A 19,649-nucleotide genomic window follows, 5' to 3' on the forward strand; every position below is an offset into this window, starting at 1 on the left:
GACATAACAGAAAGGGAAATGGAAGGCATCAGGCGGGTACTGGATAGCGTAGAGGTGGCACGTGCAGCCTGACATTGTCGCGGAACGCAACGCTCTGGCTTTGATGATAGCGAAGCCAGAGGCGTACTTTGAAGTCGCTGAGGTGATGACGGTTGACCATTTCACAGACGCGACAAACCGGGAATTTTTCGTCGGCATGGAAGCGACAGCAAAGGAGGGTCTACCGTATAATGCCGCTGGCGAGCGTGTCTTTGATATCCAACAGGTATATGCCAACTGCCCGAAACAAGTGGAGGACGAAGGCGGGGTAGACCTGTTTTCCAAGCTCGTTTCCTTAAGCGTGACGGGCCGGAAAATTGACGCTGGCATTATGTCGCTTGTGCGTCCCCTGATCGACCGAAAGGACGCTGTAGACGCTGCGCAGGCGATGCAGAAGGCTATCTCTGATCTTCAGAAAGGCAAGCCAGCAAGTGAGGTGGTCGGTGCCACAGCGGACAAGCTGAAACATCTGGAGGGCAAAAGCCAGCTTGCACGCATTCGAGTGATCGGGGACGTAGCAGAGGAGGTTTACACAAAGCTGGAAGCTGGTCCGCAGAAGCGCGGCGTAGGCGTTAATACCGGAATTGACCCTGTAGATCGTATTTTGGGCGGCGATTGGGTAGGAGGTGACCTGATTGGCATCGGCGGTGCACCTGCCAGCGGCAAAACGGCGTTTTTAATCCAAGTTGGCCTGCGTGTTGCTGAGAGAGGCGGCACGGTTCAATTCGAAAGCTTTGAGATGCAGGACGTGCAGCTTGCGCAGCGGCTCTTGTCGGCGCGGGCGGGTGTAGATAGCGCGGCAATGAAAAAGGCGGATCTTGAAGCCGATGAGCTAGAGCGGGTTTATCTTCACACACAAAAGCTTAAAGGCGTTCCGTTCTACATTGACTGCACACCACGCACGACAGTTGAGCAGATCTACAGCCGTGCCATGGCACGAAAACAGAGAGACGGGCTATCTCTGTTGGTGGTGGACTCGCTCAAAGCGACAGGCACGAATGACCGGCAGCTTAACAGCCAGCTTGGCGCGCGGGCCGGGTACGTCATGAAGGAATTGAAAGAGATAGCTAAGGACTTGGATGTGCCGGTAGCGGTTCTTCTGCACCCGAAAACAGGCCTTCAACTCGGGCCGACGCAGCGGATCAGAATGGAAGATTTCTACGGCGGCTCAAACTTGCAATCAGACGCAGACACGGTAGCGGTGATCCATCGGCCGGGGCCTCAGGTGGAGCGGGCACAGCCGGAGCAGGAAGGCACAGACGATCACGCAAAATGGCAGGAGCTTATATCGAATTGGCCGCACGAGCGGGCGCAGGTTTGGGCTGAAAAGGTTCGCGTTGGTGGTCGCGCCGGGGGCATGATTGATGTTTATTTCGACGGAAACAAACAAGAGTTTTCCGCGCTTCAAGAGGGGTTTAGCTGGACGTGACAGATTTTCTAGAGCTTCACAGAACAATAGAAGCGCGCATGGTCGAGTCTCACGATACGCTACTCAGGCTGTACGTTGCCGGTCTTAAGCCAGCCAACGGGAGGGGGTTCTGGCCCCAGATCCCGCCGGAGATGGATGACAAGCGGTCAGAGATTATCAGGACGGTAGGAAAGGCTATCGAAGGTGAGGCGATGGTAACGCCGGAGTTCATGCGCAAGATGATGCAGCGGGTAAGAGAGGGCACAAGCGCGCTACTTGGTGGCGACGAATTGAAGCCGGAAGCCATCGCTAGAATGGAAGAGTGCCTTACTTGGCCTGCTTATGTTGAGAAAGAGAAAAACCGGGTTGCTTTGAACAAGTGGGCATATTGCAAGGCTAGGTCACTAAGTTTTTCGGCGATGATGAGAGGCCAAGGCGTAGCAAGAAACACGGCAACGGCAAGAAAAGACAAGGCCGTTTCTGATATAATGCGGTATTTGTGCGGAAAAGGTATAGTTCCTGATAGAGCAGGGGAAACTTTTTATTGTACAGATAGGCGGGTTTAGGGTATATATATTTGTAGGTTGGGCGTTTTGCGGCGGTCAACTTGCAAATGAAGCTTTCGATTTCCTTCTGGTTGAGACTTGGGGCCCCGGCTACGGCTGGGGCCTTCTTTATGAAAGTAGAGAAGGCAAGATGTCGGTCGCCTCTGCAACATGCGCAACTTTCGGCATCCTTCCCGGACTGCAACAAAACAGCAAAGCGCAAGGTTCCTAGGCTTGTGGCTGCTGACAAAAAGCAGGCCAGTTATCGTTATCGACGCATAATCCAGTTTTATCGCAACCAGCGAATAAAGGGGCTGCATATGCCCCGTGCCGCACAATGCGGCTTCCCAGTAGCGGCGACTACGGTCGCGCTCCTGCCCTCGCTCCTGCTGTTTAACCTCCCGGCAGTAGAGCGGGGGCGGTTGTCTCATAGAGAGGTACGAACATGCCTACGATTGCAGCGTCTCCATTCCAGATTGGGTCAGCTTGGGTTGATCTTACGGCTCAAGCTGGTCTTGTGTCTGGCGAACAATATCAAATTACTGTCAATGGCGCTGCTTCGATGCTTTGGCGCGAGCAGGCTGCGGAGCCAGCTGCTGATGAATCCGGCCATATATACCGACCATTTGATACGTACGTTTATCTAGTACCGACTGGCGGCGAAAAGCTTTGGGTGCGGGCATCCAGCCCGATTGGTGTTCAAATCGCTATTTCGGGAGGGTAAGACATGCCTTTTATTATCGGCGGCGGTGGCGGCGGTGGTGATGGTGTTTCTGAAGAACGAGTTCGGGAGCTTATACAGATCGGCGTTGATGATAATACGCTCGATAATCAGACGTGGCCTGTAGACTCACCAATACCTCTGCTAGTCACGCCTGAAGGTCCGCACGTGATCGGGAACGCGACTGGTGGCGGAGATGTACTGCATATCTTGACGGTACCAACTGACCTGCCAGACGGGCGGTATTCTATCGTCTTTGAAGCTCGAATGAATACTGCCATCGGCGCGACGTTCTTCGGAATGGCGCTAAACGCCGGTGAAACAGTGGCGGATTATGTCGATGGCACGACGCCAATTATGACGCTGAGTCAGCTTGTCGATGACGTCCTGACTTTTGAGTTACGCATTGGCAAGAGGGGAAGCATTACGCGGGCGCGCTTGGGTCTCACTGGCTTCTGGGGCGGTGTTGAGGTGGTGCAGGCATACACCCCGCTAACCGCAGCGGATGCCGGAAAGAATATCGCCATTGGGTCAGGCGGCACAGGGGCTACTATTAGCAATTTTCGGATAACTTGGGACGAATATTAAGAAAGGTCTGCATTGTCTACAACACAGAACTTTAGCAGTGAAGCCGCTGCCGAAACTTGGCTTAACAGCAACGTTACCTCCACAAACACAAGCAGCATCGCGACTTACATCGATGGCGCAAAGCACGGCGTTTTATTCGGGCACTGGAAAACGAGCGGTCTGGGTGGATCTGTCGTCATTGTCAAATCTGGCGAGTTTGAAGACGATATCGTAGATGGCTACGAATGGGACGGTGAGACTCTGAAGCTTAAATCTGGGTCTACTGTCCTTACAAGCATCAGCGACATAAAGGCAAACTTGTCTCTTGATAACGTTGATAATACATCTGATGCAGATAAGCCTGTATCTACGGCTCAGCAGTCGGCTCTTGATCTGAAGGCAGATAAGGCAGAGCTAGCGGATTATGCCAAGTCGGCAGATGTTACCGCTGCGCTGGCCGACAAGGCGGATCAGCAAGATTTGGTCGATGGTCTGGCTGCAAAGGCAGACACTGCGGATCTGGCGACATATGCAAGATCATCTGATGTTGCAAGTACATATGCCACTAAATCCGCTTTGGCGACTGAAAGGGCGCGCATTGATACTCTGCAAGCGGGTGTGATTACCTCGTCTGAGCGCGCGAAACTTGGGTCTCTCGCTGAGATCACTAGCGTAGACGCAAGTGATTTTGAGATTGAAGGCGGCGTTTTGCGCTACACTGGATCGTCTGGAGGCGGCGTAACAGAAGATCGCGTTGTTGAGATCGTGGACGATCTGCGTCAGCGGGCGAAGGCTGAGCAAATCTCAGATAAAAAGCGCGGTTTCAACGTTGAAAAGTGGAAAGACGCCGATCCTTTCTTGTCTTTCAAGATTGTCAAACGTCACGAAAAAATCGCAATTCGGTGGAATGGCAACAAGACCGTTGAAATTGATGGTCAGTCAATCGATGCGGCTTATCCAGATGACGTTTTCATTCTCGTGAAGAAGCGCTTTAAGCGCCACGGAAAACACCATGACGACGCCTACACATTTTCGTTGAATAGCGGTCATTCTGCGGAGATTTACTTCAACAAAGCGGCAAATAACGACGAGCTTCTGGAGACAGGGACGTTCTGCGAGCTTGAGTTGTTTGTGTCGCGTCTATCTGACCTCACACTACAGCGGCGATACAAGATCCGTGTTGATTTTGCGGGGACTGAACAGCAGCCGGGTGATTTCATCTCGTTTGTTTCGAAGACAATGGCCCTGTTTGACGCTGAAACAGAAGTCGGCGGGCAGTCTCTTTCAACAAATCCAGATGTTCAGCCGTATTATTGAGGTAGCCGCATGACAGATCTTAAAGTCGTTTTCGTCAACACTCCGTCGCAAACGCCCTCTTTCTTTGCATCTCCTACACTTGTTTTTTACAAGGACCGTCTGGAGTCAAGGCTTCGGCGCGGTAGTGAAACGCTTTGGTCCAGCCGCGACAAGACATTGCCAGATGACCTTGACTTGCAGATGAATGGGGGTCGCTCCGAGGCGCGGTTTGCCTACACGTCTGTTTACTATCGCTTGCACGATGGCGTGCAGGTTGTCGGTGGGTATCCTGCGCTGGATTACTTGCAATCGATTGACGGTAACAATGAAGTCGAAATCATTGACCCGTCTGGCGTTGTCACCACACAACACAACGGGTCCTCTGCGCTTGTCCAGCTTCTCGGCGCTACGATTGAGGCTATCTCATTCGAGGATGCTAAGGCCGACGACCCAACAATTGACTTTGACGCGTGGGTGACCGGGCAGCGGTCTTTGATCAATCGCTATCTGATCCCAATGGGATATGTAGGCGATGACTATCTGCACAAGCTTGAAGCTGAACACATCTCTGAGCACCTGCCACGCCAGCGCTTGCACCATGCCCCGGTGGGTACGGTTGTAGAGGCTTTCTACGAGTATTATGGGCTCGATGTACCGGACAATCTTTGGCCGATGGACGGTTCTGTCATCAACCACCCCAAGGCACACCCTGCATTTGCAGGCAAGTCGCCGCTCAATCTGCTTGGTGACGTGCTGGCGGGGACCAATGAAGCGGCTGGGTATAATCAAGAGGGCAGTACGTACGGTAACAGCACACTGCGATTGTCGTCGTCAAACATCCCACGACTGCAAGACGTGATCCACAATAAGACGGTAAAGCCAACCGGCAGCGTCAGCGTCAATGTCTATAACTACAACGGCTCACGCTCGACAACCACAAATACGGCGCTGCCTGAAGACATCGACGATGTTGTGCCGCGCGGTGATCCCGATGACGACTTGTGGGATTCGTATGATGGCCTTGGCGGCACCGGAAACTCTGCCTTCACGGGCGGCGGCGGCTCAGAAAAAACAAGCCGCTTGAACCACAGTCACACGGTTAACCTCAGTCACGGGCACGGTGCTTCTGCAACACTGTCTATGACAGATCTTGTGATCCCGGGCGATACGGTGACGGTAGGCTCAAGTAACCCGACGCCGATCAATTTGCATCAGCCGACTACGCTGGTCGGGCGATATATTGTGATCTACTGATTTATCAGTAATGGGGCGGCTTTTGCTGCCCCTTTTTCTTAGGAGGTGGTGAATGTTCAAGGTGTTTCTGAGCGGGTTCGTCTCGCTGGTGTGCTGGATATGCGCGCTTTACTCAGGGTATCGGTTCTGGATCTGGTTTGAGATGGATCTGTCTTCTGTATCGTCTGTTGTGTTCATCTTTCCGGCAATAGAGGTGGCGACGCAGATTATAATGGTAGGTGCGGCGACTACTTTCATGCTCGTGTCTTACGACTACTGGAGAGAGACGCGGAGCTAAAAAGTCACGAGGAGGTTTGAATGGAATACGCTGTATGGGGCCTGTCCTTTGGGACGGTCTTTTTCGGTTTGTGCGTCCTTGTTTTGACAGGCGCAATACACAAGCTGGCGCAGTCAATGAGCGATCAGGCAGAAATGCGAGGGGCATTCTACACTGAGGTAGAGCGGCAGACGTCTATGGCAGATGATGGCAAGTAGGGTGGGGTGAAGGTCATGACAATCAGCAAGATTGAAATAGAGCAGGCACAAAAGTCGGTTGACTGGAAGGCCGTAGCCGAGGCGCGGATGCGTGAGATTGACGTTCTGCGGGAGCAAGTCAAGCTATTGGAAAATGGCGGCTCGGGGCGGGACGAAGTTGTTGGCGACATCGATTGGGGAAGATCTATCGGTTTTGCTGAGGGCGGGGTTGTTAAGGGTATCGTGACAATGCCGGAGTTTGGTTGTGACCGCAGACGCTAACCTAATCTACTTAGCCATCGTGTGCGCTGCTGTGGTTATGCTCTGCTACGCGTTCAGGGGTGTTTTGACGGTAGCGGCGTTCTTCACGCTCCTTGGGGCTCTGGCGGTTGTATTGCTGCCAGTTCTGCTTATCGGCGGCGTGGTGGTGTATGTGCTGGAAGCTATGGAAAGAGGCGGGCTTAATGACTTTTCTGTCTATCCTAGTGTGCGTGAGCGTCCCAATTGTGTACCTTACAGTCATGGCGCACATAAGGGATGACTACTGGTTTTTGATGACCCTAGCAGTAGCTGCACCGGTTTACCTAGCCTCTCCTCGCCTGATTGAAATGGGTGCTGAAGGCGCTGTGTTTGCATGGGGACTCTCATTGCTGTTCATAAGCGCAGGCTTTTGGGTATTAATATTATTCGCGTCTGTAATGGGAATGGTCATGCTTTCAGCATGAGCAGGCCCGGCTTATGCGTTTAGGAAAGATTATGAGTGAAATTGAAAGGGGCGGGGATTAGTCCAGCTCTAAACTCTTGCATAATTTCCACTACTCCTACATTCCCACTAGTCCAGTATTTCCACTATTCCAGTATTTCCACTACTCCTAGGTAGCCTAGGGCATAGGGGCGGTAGGTCGGCCCCGGTGAACTGAGGCTGGCCGCTGGGGTGGCGGACCACACTTGGAGGTGATCTCATGAAAGATCTGTTGGCGATCATTATTTATATCCTTGCAGGATGGGGTGCTATGTCAATGGCTGCACTTCTGCTTAGCCCACTAGTTGATCGTTGGGTTGATAGTATTCTGGAAGAACATGAGGCGCTGCGCCAGTCCGAGGACAAAGGACAACACTAAGCCCCGCACCTTATCATAAGTGCGAGGCATGAGGAACAGAGTCATTTAGCAGGCCACTGAGGCGGGCGGTACCCGTCAAGCATCCATTGCATTACACGGCAGGCAATCGGATTTGGCGGACGGGCTGAACCACCTGTTTCTGCTTCCCACTTTCGTATAGTGCGAGAGTCAACATTGATGACAGACGCCAGTTGAGACTGAGAAAGGCCCAGCTTTCGCCGGGCCGACTTGAATTCTAATGGGGTCATGATTTAAGCCCGTTCCCAGTGCTCGATTTCCACGGCGTGGCGGTTATAAGCGCAGGAAGAAATGGCGCTCAAAGGAGCTTCCGTTTCGAGCCGAACGCCATCAAATCCGTAGTTCTCAGCATAAAGAACGGTATGCTTGTAGTCGTATCCAGCTTTATCAAGCGCGTTGGTGATTGCGCGGTAATTGCGGCACTCGCTATAAGAAGGGGTTTTGATCGTGATTTTCATGACAGATTTTGACATTTTAGCGCTCCATTGTTGAGGTTGGTGATATGGGGCGCGGCTAATACCGCGCCAGTTCTGTTTCAGTCGTCAATCTTCGTGATTGTCAGAATGTCAGCTTCAGTAACGCGGCGTGCGTTGTCGCGGTCAGTGCGGTTAACGTTGAAGTTTTCAAGTTCTTCAAGACCTTCAGATACGAAACCTGCATCACGCAGCTTGTCGTGCTGTGCCTCGATGACTTCTTGCGCTTCGCGGTACAGCTTAGTCGCCCATGCTTTTTTGATGCCTTGGTTCTTGATCATGGCTTTATGAGCTTCGGCAACGGCTTTCATGTCGCAGACGTTAGCGAGCAAAGTTGCAACGTCTTTCTGAACTTCATCAGCAGCGGCCTTTTCTTCGGTCAAAGCCTGCTTAGCTTCGTCCAGTTCGGCGCGGGCGTCAGCAAGCATCTGCTTGACTTCAGCGAGCTTTTCTTTGCGTTCTTGTGCTGCTTCAATATCGCCTTTGATCTTAGCGAGTTCGTTGCGGATCTGTGCCAGGTCTTGTTCGGTCAGTTCGGCTTCTGCTTCTTGCTCGATTGCCTCAGCGGCTTCCTGAGCTTCAGCCGCCCATTGTTCAAGGCGCTTGCCGCTGCGAGGGCCAACTTCCCAGCGCTTAAGCTGGCCGTTCCATTTCGCGGTTTTAAAGGTTGTGCGGAAGTTATCTTTGAGTTCGTAAGGGAAGTAAGCGGCAAAACCAGTTTCAATTTTTTCGATGCGGATGGCCATTTCTTTGTCTCCATGTTTGGCGGGCTCCGTTGCCCTGTTGATGATTTAAATATAGGCCCAACGGGCCTTGGTGTCAACAAGGAAAATGAGAAAAGTTGGATTTTTTATCCGTCACCGTAAGGTTTAAGTCTGTGCAGTAGAGCGCGGCAGGCAAGGGCAGTCTTAAAGTCTGTCCCTTTGGTCTTGTAGACCAAGAGGCTATTCTTATGTACCCCAAGCAAGCGCCCACACTCGGCGTCTGAATGGGCTAGGCCCGCAGCTTTCATCTCTGCGAGCCAGTCTCTGAAGTCGTCTGGGGTCATGGGGTTCTTTCTTTCGTACCTTTCGTACTTCTTTCTTAGCTTTCGTAAGCGACTGTGACGCACTGAGCGTCACAAATAATGTGACAATGGCTAAGGGCTATATCACAAAAAATAGGATTTTTTCCAATGGCAGAGCAAAAAACAGCAAAAAAGCCTGCTCAGAAGCGTGAGAAAGCCAAGATGGGGCGCCCAACAGACTGGACACCAGAGCTTGGAGAGGTGATCCGGGAGAAGATGGAAGAGGGCTTAAGCTTGGCAGCGGCGGCTGCTGAGTGCGGCATCCATAGGCAGAGGGTCTATGACTGGGAAAAGCGGCATCCTGACTTCGCGGACACTATAAAGCTTGCTCGGGTGCAGCGGCAGGCATTTCTAGAGCGCAGGCTTCTCAAGGCAGAACAGGGCCCGGTAGTCACGTCAACAATCTTTGCGCTCAAGAACGCAGCCGGTGAAGACTGGCGCGAGAAGCAAGAGATAGAGCATAGCGGCGAGACTACCCAGCATCACAAGATGAGCTGGCGTGAGATGGCGGGGCTCAAAGACAAGGAATAGGCTAGCATGGGGATTGATGCGACAGCGGCGCTAGTCAACCCCAACCTAGTGGAATTTTGGGAGCAGGTTCTAGCACCTGGAGTTGATGGCGCTGTTCTGTATGGCGGGCGTTCCAGTTCGAAGACGCGAGACACTGCAAACCGCCTGATTAAGCTGGTTGATGATGTCCCGGTAAAGATGCGCATACTCTGCATTCGCCGGTTTCAGAACAAGATTCAAGAGAGCGTCTACACAGAGCTTAAGATAGCGATTGAGCACCTCGGGCTTACTGGTCAATTCGAGATACAGAAGACCACTATCATTCATCGTGTGACGGGCTCTGAGTTTATCTTCTACGGCATCGAGCGCAATCTTGAAGAAATCAAAGGCACGTCTGAAATTGATATCTTGTGGGTGGAAGAGGCTGAGAAGCTCACAGAAGAGCAGGCTAGTGTCATCTTCCCGACGATCAGAAAGGAAGACGCCCTAATCCTTCTTCTGTTCAACCCGAAATACGTCACGGATTACATTTGGAAAAACTATGTAATCAACACGCCTGATCACTGGATCAAGCGGCACATCAACTACAACGAAAACCCGTTTCTCTCTGACAAGGCTCTACGCGACATTGCAGCCATGGAGAAGCGCGACCCTGAGCTATTCAACCACATCTATCTAGGCCAGCCGTTAGGCGACAGTGAGCTGTCAATCTTCAAGCGGCGCTGGCTTGATGCATGTGTTGACGCTCACAAGGTGTTGAATGTTCCCGCAACAGGAAGACGGGTGATCGGGTTTGACCCTGCTGATGATGGAGAGGACGCTTGCGCCACGGCTGATATGGAGGGGTGCCTTGTTACAGCGCTGGATGAATGGCAGGCGAGCAAAGATGAGCTTACCAAGTCGAGTCGCAGAGTTTGGCGGAGAGCAAGGGATAAAAATGCGACCATTTCATACGATACGATTGGCGTCGGCGCTTTCATCGGTGGTCACGTTAATGATCTCAATCGCGACAACAACGCTAAAGTCGCTCACTATGCATTCCATGCCGGTGGCCCTGTTTCTTATCCAGATCGGCCAAGCGACCCATTCAACCCGCGCTCACCGAAGAACAAAGAAGAATATCTGAACCGCAAATCTCAGGCGTGGGCTAACACCGCCCGCAAGGCAATGATGACGTACACCGCCGTGCAAGAAGGCGGGTCTATCAGGCCTGAGGACGTGCTGAGTTTCAGTAGCGACATTCCAGAGAAGCACCTTGAAGAACTCTTCACAGAGCTATGTGTGCCGTGGTGGGTCGAGACGGAAGGCAAAAAGCGCGTCGTGCCAAAGAAGACTCTGAAAAAAGACATGGGTGTCAAATCGCATAACCGGGCAGACGCATTGATAGCGGCTGACAACGCAAAGACCGTTTCCGGTGCAATGATGTTCTTGAGCAAGAGAAACCAATGAACATAAAATCTAGGCTACTTGCCAATGCTGTCACGAGGAACCTTGGCAGCGTGTTCCCCGGCTTCTTTGGCTCGGGATACGTAGGCACTAAACACGACCACAACAAAGATTTTGGCTACCCTGAACGTCTGACGTTTGAGCACATGTACACGATGTACAGCCGTAACGGTCTGGCGTCGGGTGTGATCAACGGCACGGCGTCTAAGACGTGGGAAGAATACCCGTATCTGCTTGAGTCTGACGAGCAGCACGACGAGACAAAGACAGAGCGTGACGTGCGCGAGGCTTTCGACCGGCTGCGGCTATGGCAACAGCTACAAGAAGCCGATAGGCGGTCCCTTGTGGGTCGTTATGCCGCTGTGATCATCCGATATGCTGACAACAAGGCATTCAATCAGCCTGTTGACCGTGTAGCGGGGCTGGATGCGGTGGTTGAGATTATCCCGGCGTGGGAAAAGCAGATCACAGTCAGTCAATGGGACACAGACACGGCATCTGAGACATACGGCCAGCCGCTGATGTTCCAATTTAACGAGTCCGCCGTTCCCGATCAGCGAGAACAGCCGCGCAACTTCATGGTGCACCCAGACCGGGTCATCATCTGGTCGCGTGACGGGACTGTACACGGGCGACCTCTACTAGAGTCTTGCTACAACGCGTTGATTGACATCGAGAAGATACGCGGCGCCGGTGGTGAAGGCTTCTGGCGCAATAGTCGTGGCTCTGTGGCGCTGCAAACGTCTCCTGACATTGACGCTCAATCAATTGCTCAATCGATGGGCGTTGAGATTGAAGACGTGCAGGAGAAGATGAGCAAGCAGGTACAAGACTGGGCTAGTGGCTTTGATAAGCTTCTGATGCTTCAGGGTATGGAGGCCAATAGCATTCAATCCGACCTGCCAAGTCCTGAGCATTTCTACTGGTCTGCAATCAATGAAGTCACGGCTTGCTCAAGTATGCCGGTCAAGATCCTGATCGGCAATCAAACCGGCGAGCGGGCATCTACTGAGGACGCACAGGCATGGGCGCAGCACTGCATGTCCCGGCGCACGGGCACGGTTAAGCCATGCATCATGAGCGGGCTTGTAGAACGGTTCGTGCGGTTCGGCGTCCTACCAGAGCGAGACTGGTACCTGTCGTGGACGGACCTCACGGAAGCCAGTATGTCGGAGAAGATCGACCGGGCCGGTAAAATGGCAGACGTCAATCAGAAGCACAGCGACTCCGGCGAGTGGGTGTTCACTCCAGACGAAATCCGGGAAGCGATTGGCTATGAGCCGCTTGCCGACGCTGATCGGTATCGCGAAGAGCCGCCAGACGACGAAGAATTCGCCGCGCTCTAAGGACAAAACAGGAACGTATCACATGAAACAAGTTCGCGTGAACGTGCGGGCGCTTGCGAATATGCAAGCCGTCCGGCGTGAAAAGCGCAACGGGCGAGACGTGGTTATCGTCCCGTCTGCGACGCTGCCGGATGACGTGGTGATGAATGAAATCATGTACCCGGCTGATGAGATCGAAAAGAGCTACAAGACGCTTGAGCGAACCCCGGCACCTCTTGGTCATCCAAGCATAAACGGCATGTTTGTATCTGCCCGAGATCCAGAGGGCATAAATATCGGCTGGATTGGCGCTTGGAACGAGAACGTCCGGCGTGAGAACGGGCGCGTTTATCTTGACAAGGTGATTGACGTTGAGCGGGCAAGCCAGTGCGAGGGCGGCAAGCGTGTGCTTGATGCTATCGACAAGGGCGGGCCGGTCCACACTTCAACGGGCCTTTTGGCGATGATGGAAGAAGCCAACGGCGACGTTGATTACAAGCAGATCGCTCGGAACATCGAGTTTGATCACGACGCCATTCTACTCGATGAGAGCGGCGCGGCGACACCTGAACAGGGCGTCGGAATGCTGGTCAACTCCAACGGAACAACAACGGAAATCGAGGTCATCAACTCAAGTCTGGATGACGTTGAGGGTGATCTTGAAATGGCTGCTGACATCGCAGCGCGTGCGCTGGAACGGCAGGGACGTAAGCCCATGCTAGAGCGCCTTAAAACTGCCCTGCGTGAAGCATTCACGGCGACGGGCGATGAACCGCAAGCAGCAACGAATGAGGATGCTGAGAACATGAAAGTTGAAGATCAACTGAACGAGCTTTCTGCAAAGTTCGACAAGCTGGCCGAGTCCATTTCCGAGGGCGTGAGCAAGTCTGTAGGTGAGGCCGTGACGAACGCAGTCAAGCCGATTGTAGACGCTCAGGCGGCTATTCAGGCCAACGAAAAGGCCAAGGAAGAAGCGGAAAAGGCCGGTCTGGTGGAGAAGGTCGTCAAGGCAAACATGCTCGACGAAGAAACCGCCAAGGAGACCCCGCTGTCAGTGCTGCGTAAGCTGGCACCGAAGGCAGAACCGGGCAAGGCGGCTTCTCTGAACGCGGCATTCGATGGCGGCTCAAATGATCCGCTGGACGGCTTCAAAGCTCCGAAGGGTGACTAATCATGGCACGATACAACAAGATTTTTGCAGGTCCGTACACGATGGCTCTGCCGCAGGTACGCGAGCTTCCCGCTGCTGACGGTAACATCACGCCGGGCAACGTCATCGTGGAATCCGCAGGCGAATTCACCAACGCTGGGGCCGCGACTGAGGGCAAGGTTTACGTTGCACAGGACAACTACCTTGCCATGAAGGGCGCAGACGACGCTTACCCAGCCGGTGACGTTGTTATCGGCATGGAGGCGCAGGATAGCTTTATCTACCGCGTGCGCTTGGCGGATGGTGAAAACGTCGCCGTAGGAACGGCCCTGACCACTGCCGCAAACGGCGAAGTCGCTGTAGCGACAGCCGGGGATATGGTCGTGTTCTTTGCTGACGAGTCTTTCAACAACACAAGCGGCTCTGCTGAGCTGATCAACGCGCGCCCTGCCAAGGGCTACAAGGCGTAAGGGGTATTTATGCGCTATTTTGACGAGAAACTTATTGCCAACTCCAAGCCGCATAAGAAGTGGTGGGATGAGGTATGCATGAACCGCGCGTGGTTCCACAAGTCCGAGGAAGATATGGCTGCGGTGACCAATGCCGCAGCTGTCCTGCCGCGCGATGCATGGCTTGAGATGGATGGCATCACACGCCGCGTAATGCGCAGTGATGAAGGTCAAGTGTACATGGCTGACCTCATGGCACTGGCTAAGCCGGTTAACATCGGCAAGCTGGTGCACATGACCCGCGTCTCGGGCGATGCTGGCTCTGTCACCCGATCCATGTCCGGCCAAGTGCCGTCCACCATGGATAAGGTTGATTACGACTATCGCGGTACGCCCGTGCCTATCTTTGCGACCTCATATGGCCGCGAGTGGCGCGAATGGAACACGCTCCAGTCCGAGAACTTCGACGCACTGTCAGACGATCAGGAATCGCACACTGCCAAGATCCGCCGCGATATGGCGCTCTATGCACTGGATGGTGATCCCGACATTAAGTTCCAAGGTTACGCCGCGCACGGCCTGCGTACGCACCCTCTGTCCAAGTCAATCAACATTGGCGCTGCTGGCGCAAACATTGACTTGGCCGATCCTGCAACAACGTCTGATGACATTGACGCATTCGTCACGCAGACGCTCGGCGCCATGCTCGATGATAACTTCATTACGGGCGCTGTGAATCTCTACATCTCGCCAGAGATCGGTCGCAATTGGGATCGCTCCTATTCAGGCTCTGCTGGCTTCAAGGGCGGCACTCTCATGCAGTACCTGAAGACCAACCGCCGGATTAACGATATCAAGGTCACATACGAGCTGAAAGGAAACGAATTCTTTGGGTTCGTTCCGTCCGGCGAGTACATCCGTCCGCTGGTTGGCATGGCCGTGAACACCACAGCCAAAACCCGCATGAACCCGACCGACAATTATCAGTTCTTGATCATGGGCGCGGTGGGTATCGAGGTGCGAGCAGACTACAACGGGCGCACTGGCGTCTTCTACTCGGTCAACACCTAACACAGAGGCCCCGGCATTTGTCGGGGCTTCCTCTTTTTATGGAGGTAAAACATGCGCGTGAAAGTCATCGCAAACGGAATTTACGATCATAATGGACGGGTCGCCATTGGCGCCGTGCTCGATGTGCAGAGCATTCCCAAGGGGTGGGCCGGAAAGGTCATTGTGCTGGATGGTGGCGAGGCTGAAGAAAAGACCTTTGCCACCGGCCAGACGCCAACGGGATATCAGGTCAAGGACAAGGGGCGCGGTTGGTTCGTCATCACCAAAGACGGTGAGGAAGTCACAAAGTCGATGCGTGATGATGATGTGGAAGGCTTTGACGAGCTTACCGACGAAGACAAAGAAGCCTTTGTTGATCTGAACAAGAAGGACTGACCATGTACGGGACGCTCTCAGACTGGCGAGCATACGCCTTGGCGCGTGGTGACAGTGCGCCAACAGATGCGACGGACGCAGACGCTACGGCGGCACTCGTGAGGGCGTCCGACTACATCAGGTACCAATACGTCGCTTACTTGCTCCCCGGATATGACGGGACTAGCGAGCAAGTCCAAGAGGCGACATACATCGCGGCGGGCTATGAGCTGGCAACACCGGGCTTCTTCTCAAAAACATACACAGAGGCCGATAAGAAGGTGCTCACAGAGGTTAAAGGCCTCAAGTGGACCGTCATCGGGAATACCAAATCTGTCCGCTCCTACGCGCCTGTGTCTTCTCTGATCGAGGCTATTTTCGACCCGATCACAAGCGACAACAGCGCACCATATTTCATGATGAAGGCTATCGGATGAGCAAGTACAGCCAAGAGGCCAAAGACGCCTATGATGGCATAGAAGAAGCTGGAACGTCCTGCACGATTACCCGCGTGACGGGCGGCGGCGGTCCTCTTGGGGGCGGCACGTCTACGATTCAGGCGGATACGCACCTCGTTGAGACCTCATTTGAATCTCAAGAGGTGGACGGAACAAGCGTCCTGAGGGATGACCTGAAGCTGATTATCCCCGCCCACAGCCTGACGTTACAGCCGACAGCAGGCGACACGGTGACTTATGCCGGGCGAACGGTCCAGGTAATCAACACAATGCCAGTAGCACCGGATGGCACGCCGATCATCTACGAGGTGCAAGCGAGGCGGTAATCATGGCACGCAATCAGGACCCTTTTAGCCGGTATGAAGAGGAATACATCCGGCGTCTTGAAAAGGTGTTCGGAGACGCGGTGCAGAACATCAAAGACCGCGTGACTCTGAAGGCATTGGTGAGGGCTCTGCGGGCCGGTGACGTAGAAGCGGCTCTGCGGGTTTTAGACATCACTGAAGATGATTTCCAGCAGCTAGACATCACGCTAGAGGAACTCTATCGCAAGGCTGGCGAGGCCTTCGGCGAGGATGTGCCACCTATCCGCGACCCTCTGACCGGCGCCGTGATCCAGTTCTCCTTTACGGCTCGCAACCCGCGAGCTGAAAGGTGGCTACTAGAACAGTCGTCTAAACTTGTTCGTGAAGTCACAGAGAGCGTACGGGAAACGGCCCGTCAGGAATTGCAGGCTGGACTAGCGCAAGGCAACAACCCGCGCTCCACGGCGCTGGAATTGGTCGGCAGGGTGGACCGTGCAAAGGGGAAAAGGGAAGGCGGCTCAATCGGCCTGACCTCCACACAGGCGCAACATGTCGCTAACCTTCGGGCACAGCTTACCAGCGGCGACCCGGCGAAAATGCGGCAAGCCCTCGATAGGGGGCTGCTAGACAAGCGCTATCTGAAGACAATTCAAAAGGCAATCAGGGACGGCGTTCCAGTCCCGGCGGACAAAGTGCAGCGGATCGTTGAGCTTTATCAAGGGCGCTACATCAAGTATCGCGGCGAGGTCATCGCTCGCACAGAGACACTACGGGCGCTCGGGGCATCGCAGCGGGAAGCGTGGCAACAGTCGATCGACAAGGGCCATGCAGCGGAACAAGACATCAAGCGCTACTGGGTAACGGCGGGCGATGAGCGGGTACGCGGATCACACCGCGCTATTCCAAAGATGAACAAGGGCGGCGTTGGCTGGAATGAGCCATTCAAGACGCCTACCGGACCAAGCCTGAACGCGCCCCATGATCATGACGTGATGTGCCGCTGCCGGACGCGGATCAAGGTTGACTACATCGCGGCAAGTCTAAGACGCCGGGCAGAAAGGGAAGGCCGTGGCTAAATCTCCATTTGCATCGGTTGTGAGGGATTTCGCGCAGAAGGCTCCTGAAGCTATCGAGGCGACGTTTAAGAACTCTTTGCAAGAGCTAGACGAGCGCGTAAAGAAGCGCACCCCGATTGATACAGGTTTCCTTCGCAACAGCTGGATGGCGTCAACAACGTCTATGCCAGCGCTTACGCGGGACAAAGAGATCGGCGGCGGCGTTCCATCTGACAACGGCGGCACAATCGCAGCGGCAACGTTCGGTGAGCCGTTCTACTTTGCGTACACGGCAAGATATGCGCCCTATCTCGAATACGGCTCACGCGGCCGGCAAGGCGTCGGCATGGTGCGAATGTCAGTCCAAGACTGGCCCCAGATCGTGGCGGCTGAGGCGAAAAACGCAAAGTCAAGGTTCGGCATCTAGCTCACACGACACAAGCGCAAGCTGAAGCAGCGACATAGACCGTTTCGCGGTCTTGATAGTCGTGTCACCAGCTTTTGTTTCACCTGAAACATTCTCGAATAACCGGGCGGCTGCAACCAGCCGGTCGTGCACCTCGCTGTCAGTCAGCGGGGCTTTTTTGCGTGCTTTCAACGGCGGTCTCCAATGTCAGAAAACAGCATTTACATGGCTTTGGGTGAGCACCTGCAAACGCTCACACTGCCTCCAATTATAGAGGGCATTTTGTGGGCTGGCTACCCCGTCGATCCGCAGCCTGACAATTACCTTTACGCGCAGTTGCTTCCGAATGCACCCGTCACGCAGAGCGTAGGCGGCACAGGCGGGCAGCTAAGAGGGCTATGGCAGGTCGATGTTGTCTTGCTCCGGGCGCCGGACAAAGGCCCCTACGAGGCCCGCGAAGTCGCTGAGGCAATCAGGCAACACTACGCGGGGCAGAAGCTATACCGCGACGGTCGGCAGATCATCATTCCAAGCATTCCCACAATAGCGCCTCCATTGATCGAGGGCGCTTACATCACCGTCCCCGTGACAATCGAATATCAATCACCGCACTACGAGGCTTAAGCATGTCTTTTACGTATGCAAATGCACGGCTATTCGTCACTAAGAAGAACCTGCCACGCACAAAAGGATACACCCAAGCAGACTTCGAATCCATGGAGTGGCAAGAAGTGGACGGCATGGTGTCCGTTCCTGATCATGGCACTTCCTTGTCTTACGAAAATCAGCCGATCATCAACCGCAAAGTTTCGTCCAAGTACGAAGGCGAGGCGGATGCTGGCAGCGGCACACTCACAGTCGCTCACTACGAGTCTGATCCGGGACAGATCATGCTGCGCAGTCATGCCAAGTCTGGCTTGATGTACGGCGTCGCTATCGAGTTCAACAACAAGCGATCAGCGACCACCACGGGCACCGTTCGCTATAACACCGGCATGATTGGCGGACCTACCACGCCGGGCGGTGAGCGGTCTGCCTTCGTGAATGACATTTACAACATGGAGTTCACCGATCAAGAGCAGATCGAAGTGACGCCAGTCGATGGCATCGCACCGACTAATTCCGAGGCTCCGACTATCATCGGCGCTGCAAATGTCGGTTCTGAATTGAGTATCAATCTCGGCAAGTGGTCCAGCGTGACACCAGCAGTCACCTACTCGTATCAGTGGCAGGCGGACGGGGCGGATATCGCGGACGCTACAAGCGAGACCTACACGATTGACGCAGCAGACACCGGCGCAGTGATCACATGCGAGGTAACCGCGACGAACGCCTTTGGCGATCTGACCGAAGTCACCGCAGCAACACCAGCCGTAAGCTAAGGGATGGCTCATGGATATTCTCTCTCTCATCCCTCGTGCCATTGACAAAAAGATCAAGCATCCAAAAACCGGCGCTTATGTCGGTCTGACGCTTACCCTCCGGTCGCCAGAGGATGAAGTCATGCAAGATGCTCTATTCCAGTATCAACAGAGCTATGGCACATCCTCAGCAGAGCGCACGCACGCGGCGAAGGAGTTCATAGTGCACGCAGTCTCCGACTGGCGCTTTGAAGCTGGTGACGATGGCGAGCAAGCGCACCTAAACGGAAACAAGGCTCCTAAGTGCAGCGCTGAAAACAAGCGCACTGTTGCCGCCTCGCCAATAGTCAGGTCGCAGGTCATTCAGGAGTACCTTGACCAGTCAAATTTTTATCCCGCCTAGAGCGTCGTCTCTGTGAGTACGTCGCTCATATCGGCAAGTGGGATCTGAAAGACGGTGATGGGTATTCAGACCGCGACCACTTCACAATTCGGCAGATGGAAGATCAAATCCCGTCAAAGCCGTATGTCGGGGATGGTCGCGGGATACTGCACCAGTTCTGGGAACTAAACGCCGCACGCAGCTTTGGCCAAGAGGGCCTTCACCCAATCAGCTACTCTGAGATCACGGCGTATTCGCAGGCCGTGGGCATTCGCATACCTCCGAAACGGGTTTCTATCCTCAGCGCTATGGATAGGGCCTATCGGGGCGCAATCGCAGAGCAAAAAGCAGAGCAGCGAAGGCGTGAAGAAGCGCAAAAAGAAGCGGAGCGGCGGGCGCGTGGCCGATAGGTGGGC

At 54.1% G+C, this 19,649-nt stretch carries 29 protein-coding genes; 26 read left to right on the forward strand and 3 right to left on the reverse strand.

Going from position 1 to position 19,649, the window contains the following annotated elements:
* Positions 1-61 precede the first annotated feature (61 nt).
* From Q3Y58_RS03170 to Q3Y58_RS03220, 11 genes are all read left to right on the forward strand, one after another.
* Entirely contained in the window at positions 62-1,468 is a 1,407-nt protein-coding gene (locus Q3Y58_RS03170; RefSeq protein ID WP_319620982.1) for a replicative DNA helicase, read from the forward strand.
* Positions 1,465-2,013: a DUF6362 family protein gene (locus tag Q3Y58_RS03175; protein WP_319620983.1), complete on the forward strand. Its 549-nt coding sequence runs from the start codon at positions 1,465-1,467 to the stop codon at positions 2,011-2,013. Before Q3Y58_RS03170 ends, Q3Y58_RS03175 begins: the two co-directional genes overlap by 4 nt.
* A 424-nt stretch (positions 2,014-2,437) precedes the next feature.
* The gene (locus Q3Y58_RS03180) at positions 2,438-2,716 is read left to right on the forward strand and encodes a hypothetical protein (protein ID WP_319620984.1); all 279 of its coding nucleotides are present in this window, start codon (positions 2,438-2,440) and stop codon (positions 2,714-2,716) included.
* A 3-nt stretch (positions 2,717-2,719) separates the two neighbouring features.
* Positions 2,720-3,301, forward strand: a complete 582-nt coding sequence (locus Q3Y58_RS03185; RefSeq protein WP_319620985.1) for a hypothetical protein — start codon at positions 2,720-2,722, stop codon at positions 3,299-3,301.
* A 12-nt stretch (positions 3,302-3,313) separates the two neighbouring features.
* Entirely contained in the window at positions 3,314-4,597 is a 1,284-nt protein-coding gene (locus Q3Y58_RS03190; RefSeq protein ID WP_319620986.1) for a hypothetical protein, read from the forward strand.
* A 9-nt stretch (positions 4,598-4,606) separates the two neighbouring features.
* Positions 4,607-5,830, forward strand: a complete 1,224-nt coding sequence (locus tag Q3Y58_RS03195) for a hypothetical protein (RefSeq protein ID WP_319620987.1) — start codon at positions 4,607-4,609, stop codon at positions 5,828-5,830.
* A 52-nt stretch (positions 5,831-5,882) separates the two neighbouring features.
* A complete protein-coding gene (locus Q3Y58_RS03200) occupies positions 5,883-6,107 on the forward strand; it encodes a hypothetical protein (RefSeq protein WP_319620988.1) in 225 nt (74 codons plus the stop codon).
* Between the two features lie 20 nt (positions 6,108-6,127).
* On the forward strand, positions 6,128-6,304 hold the full coding sequence (locus tag Q3Y58_RS03205; RefSeq protein WP_319620989.1) for a hypothetical protein: 177 nt from the start codon (positions 6,128-6,130) through the stop codon (positions 6,302-6,304).
* 15 nt (positions 6,305-6,319) lie between these two features.
* Positions 6,320-6,565 (forward strand): hypothetical protein, encoded by a 246-nt coding sequence (locus Q3Y58_RS03210; protein ID WP_319620990.1) that lies wholly within the window; start codon positions 6,320-6,322, stop codon positions 6,563-6,565.
* The gene (locus tag Q3Y58_RS03215; RefSeq protein WP_319620992.1) at positions 6,549-6,824 is read left to right on the forward strand and encodes a hypothetical protein; all 276 of its coding nucleotides are present in this window, start codon (positions 6,549-6,551) and stop codon (positions 6,822-6,824) included. The genes Q3Y58_RS03210 and Q3Y58_RS03215 overlap by 17 nt, the downstream gene beginning before the upstream one ends.
* Before the next feature lie 421 nt (positions 6,825-7,245).
* Positions 7,246-7,404 (forward strand): hypothetical protein, encoded by a 159-nt coding sequence (locus Q3Y58_RS03220; RefSeq protein ID WP_319620993.1) that lies wholly within the window; start codon positions 7,246-7,248, stop codon positions 7,402-7,404.
* 41 nt (positions 7,405-7,445) lie between these two features.
* On the opposite strand, the gene Q3Y58_RS19480 is transcribed toward Q3Y58_RS03220, so the two are convergent.
* The 3 genes from Q3Y58_RS19480 to Q3Y58_RS03230 all read right to left on the reverse strand — a co-directional run bounded on the left by Q3Y58_RS19480 (position 7,446) and on the right by Q3Y58_RS03230 (position 8,641).
* Positions 7,446-7,652 (reverse strand): helix-turn-helix domain-containing protein, encoded by a 207-nt coding sequence (locus Q3Y58_RS19480; protein WP_413697777.1) that lies wholly within the window; start codon positions 7,650-7,652, stop codon positions 7,446-7,448.
* A 3-nt stretch (positions 7,653-7,655) separates the two neighbouring features.
* Positions 7,656-7,895, reverse strand: a complete 240-nt coding sequence (locus tag Q3Y58_RS03225) for a hypothetical protein (RefSeq protein ID WP_319620994.1) — start codon at positions 7,893-7,895, stop codon at positions 7,656-7,658.
* Positions 7,896-7,957: 62 nt separating this feature from the next.
* Positions 7,958-8,641, reverse strand: a complete 684-nt coding sequence (locus Q3Y58_RS03230) for a hypothetical protein (protein ID WP_319620995.1) — start codon at positions 8,639-8,641, stop codon at positions 7,958-7,960.
* Positions 8,642-9,069: 428 nt separating this feature from the next.
* Here Q3Y58_RS03230 and Q3Y58_RS03235 point away from each other — a divergent pair, with 428 nt between their 5' ends.
* The 15 genes from Q3Y58_RS03235 (at position 9,070) to Q3Y58_RS03305 (ending at position 19,643) form a co-directional block, all read left to right on the forward strand.
* Positions 9,070-9,492, forward strand: coding sequence for a helix-turn-helix domain-containing protein (locus Q3Y58_RS03235; RefSeq protein WP_319620996.1), 423 nt, complete (start codon positions 9,070-9,072; stop codon positions 9,490-9,492).
* 6 nt (positions 9,493-9,498) lie between these two features.
* Positions 9,499-10,920: a PBSX family phage terminase large subunit gene (locus tag Q3Y58_RS03240; protein ID WP_319620998.1), complete on the forward strand. Its 1,422-nt coding sequence runs from the start codon at positions 9,499-9,501 to the stop codon at positions 10,918-10,920.
* The gene (locus tag Q3Y58_RS03245; RefSeq protein WP_319620999.1) at positions 10,917-12,263 is read left to right on the forward strand and encodes an anti-CBASS protein Acb1 family protein; all 1,347 of its coding nucleotides are present in this window, start codon (positions 10,917-10,919) and stop codon (positions 12,261-12,263) included. The genes Q3Y58_RS03240 and Q3Y58_RS03245 overlap by 4 nt, the downstream gene beginning before the upstream one ends.
* 22 nt (positions 12,264-12,285) lie before the next feature.
* On the forward strand, positions 12,286-13,413 hold the full coding sequence (locus Q3Y58_RS03250; RefSeq protein ID WP_319621001.1) for a hypothetical protein: 1,128 nt from the start codon (positions 12,286-12,288) through the stop codon (positions 13,411-13,413).
* Positions 13,414-13,415: 2 nt separating this feature from the next.
* Complete coding sequence (locus tag Q3Y58_RS03255; protein ID WP_319621002.1) at positions 13,416-13,862, forward strand: hypothetical protein; 447 nt, start codon at positions 13,416-13,418, stop codon at positions 13,860-13,862.
* A gap of 9 nt (positions 13,863-13,871) precedes the next feature.
* Entirely contained in the window at positions 13,872-14,912 is a 1,041-nt protein-coding gene (locus Q3Y58_RS03260) for a major capsid protein (protein WP_319621003.1), read from the forward strand.
* 51 nt (positions 14,913-14,963) lie between these two features.
* Positions 14,964-15,287, forward strand: coding sequence for a hypothetical protein (locus Q3Y58_RS03265; RefSeq protein WP_319621005.1), 324 nt, complete (start codon positions 14,964-14,966; stop codon positions 15,285-15,287).
* Positions 15,288-15,289: 2 nt separating this feature from the next.
* A complete protein-coding gene (locus Q3Y58_RS03270; RefSeq protein ID WP_319621006.1) occupies positions 15,290-15,703 on the forward strand; it encodes a hypothetical protein in 414 nt (137 codons plus the stop codon).
* Positions 15,700-16,050, forward strand: coding sequence for a hypothetical protein (locus Q3Y58_RS03275; protein ID WP_319621007.1), 351 nt, complete (start codon positions 15,700-15,702; stop codon positions 16,048-16,050). The genes Q3Y58_RS03270 and Q3Y58_RS03275 overlap by 4 nt, the downstream gene beginning before the upstream one ends.
* 2 nt (positions 16,051-16,052) lie before the next feature.
* The gene (locus tag Q3Y58_RS03280) at positions 16,053-17,105 is read left to right on the forward strand and encodes a phage minor head protein (RefSeq protein WP_319621008.1); all 1,053 of its coding nucleotides are present in this window, start codon (positions 16,053-16,055) and stop codon (positions 17,103-17,105) included.
* Positions 17,098-17,511 (forward strand): HK97 gp10 family phage protein, encoded by a 414-nt coding sequence (locus Q3Y58_RS03285; RefSeq protein ID WP_319621009.1) that lies wholly within the window; start codon positions 17,098-17,100, stop codon positions 17,509-17,511. The genes Q3Y58_RS03280 and Q3Y58_RS03285 overlap by 8 nt, the downstream gene beginning before the upstream one ends.
* 183 nt (positions 17,512-17,694) lie before the next feature.
* Positions 17,695-18,114, forward strand: a complete 420-nt coding sequence (locus Q3Y58_RS03290) for a phage tail terminator-like protein (protein ID WP_319621010.1) — start codon at positions 17,695-17,697, stop codon at positions 18,112-18,114.
* 2 nt (positions 18,115-18,116) lie between these two features.
* Positions 18,117-18,872, forward strand: coding sequence for a hypothetical protein (locus Q3Y58_RS03295; protein ID WP_319621011.1), 756 nt, complete (start codon positions 18,117-18,119; stop codon positions 18,870-18,872).
* Positions 18,873-18,882: 10 nt separating this feature from the next.
* Positions 18,883-19,254, forward strand: coding sequence for a hypothetical protein (locus tag Q3Y58_RS03300; protein WP_319621012.1), 372 nt, complete (start codon positions 18,883-18,885; stop codon positions 19,252-19,254).
* Between the two features lie 95 nt (positions 19,255-19,349).
* Positions 19,350-19,643, forward strand: coding sequence for a phage tail assembly chaperone (locus Q3Y58_RS03305; RefSeq protein ID WP_319621013.1), 294 nt, complete (start codon positions 19,350-19,352; stop codon positions 19,641-19,643).
* Positions 19,644-19,649 lie beyond the last annotated feature (6 nt).

Origin of the sequence: Nesiotobacter zosterae, from assembly GCF_033843645.1 — a bacterium.
GTDB lineage: Bacteria > Pseudomonadota > Alphaproteobacteria > Rhizobiales > Stappiaceae > Pseudovibrio > Pseudovibrio zosterae.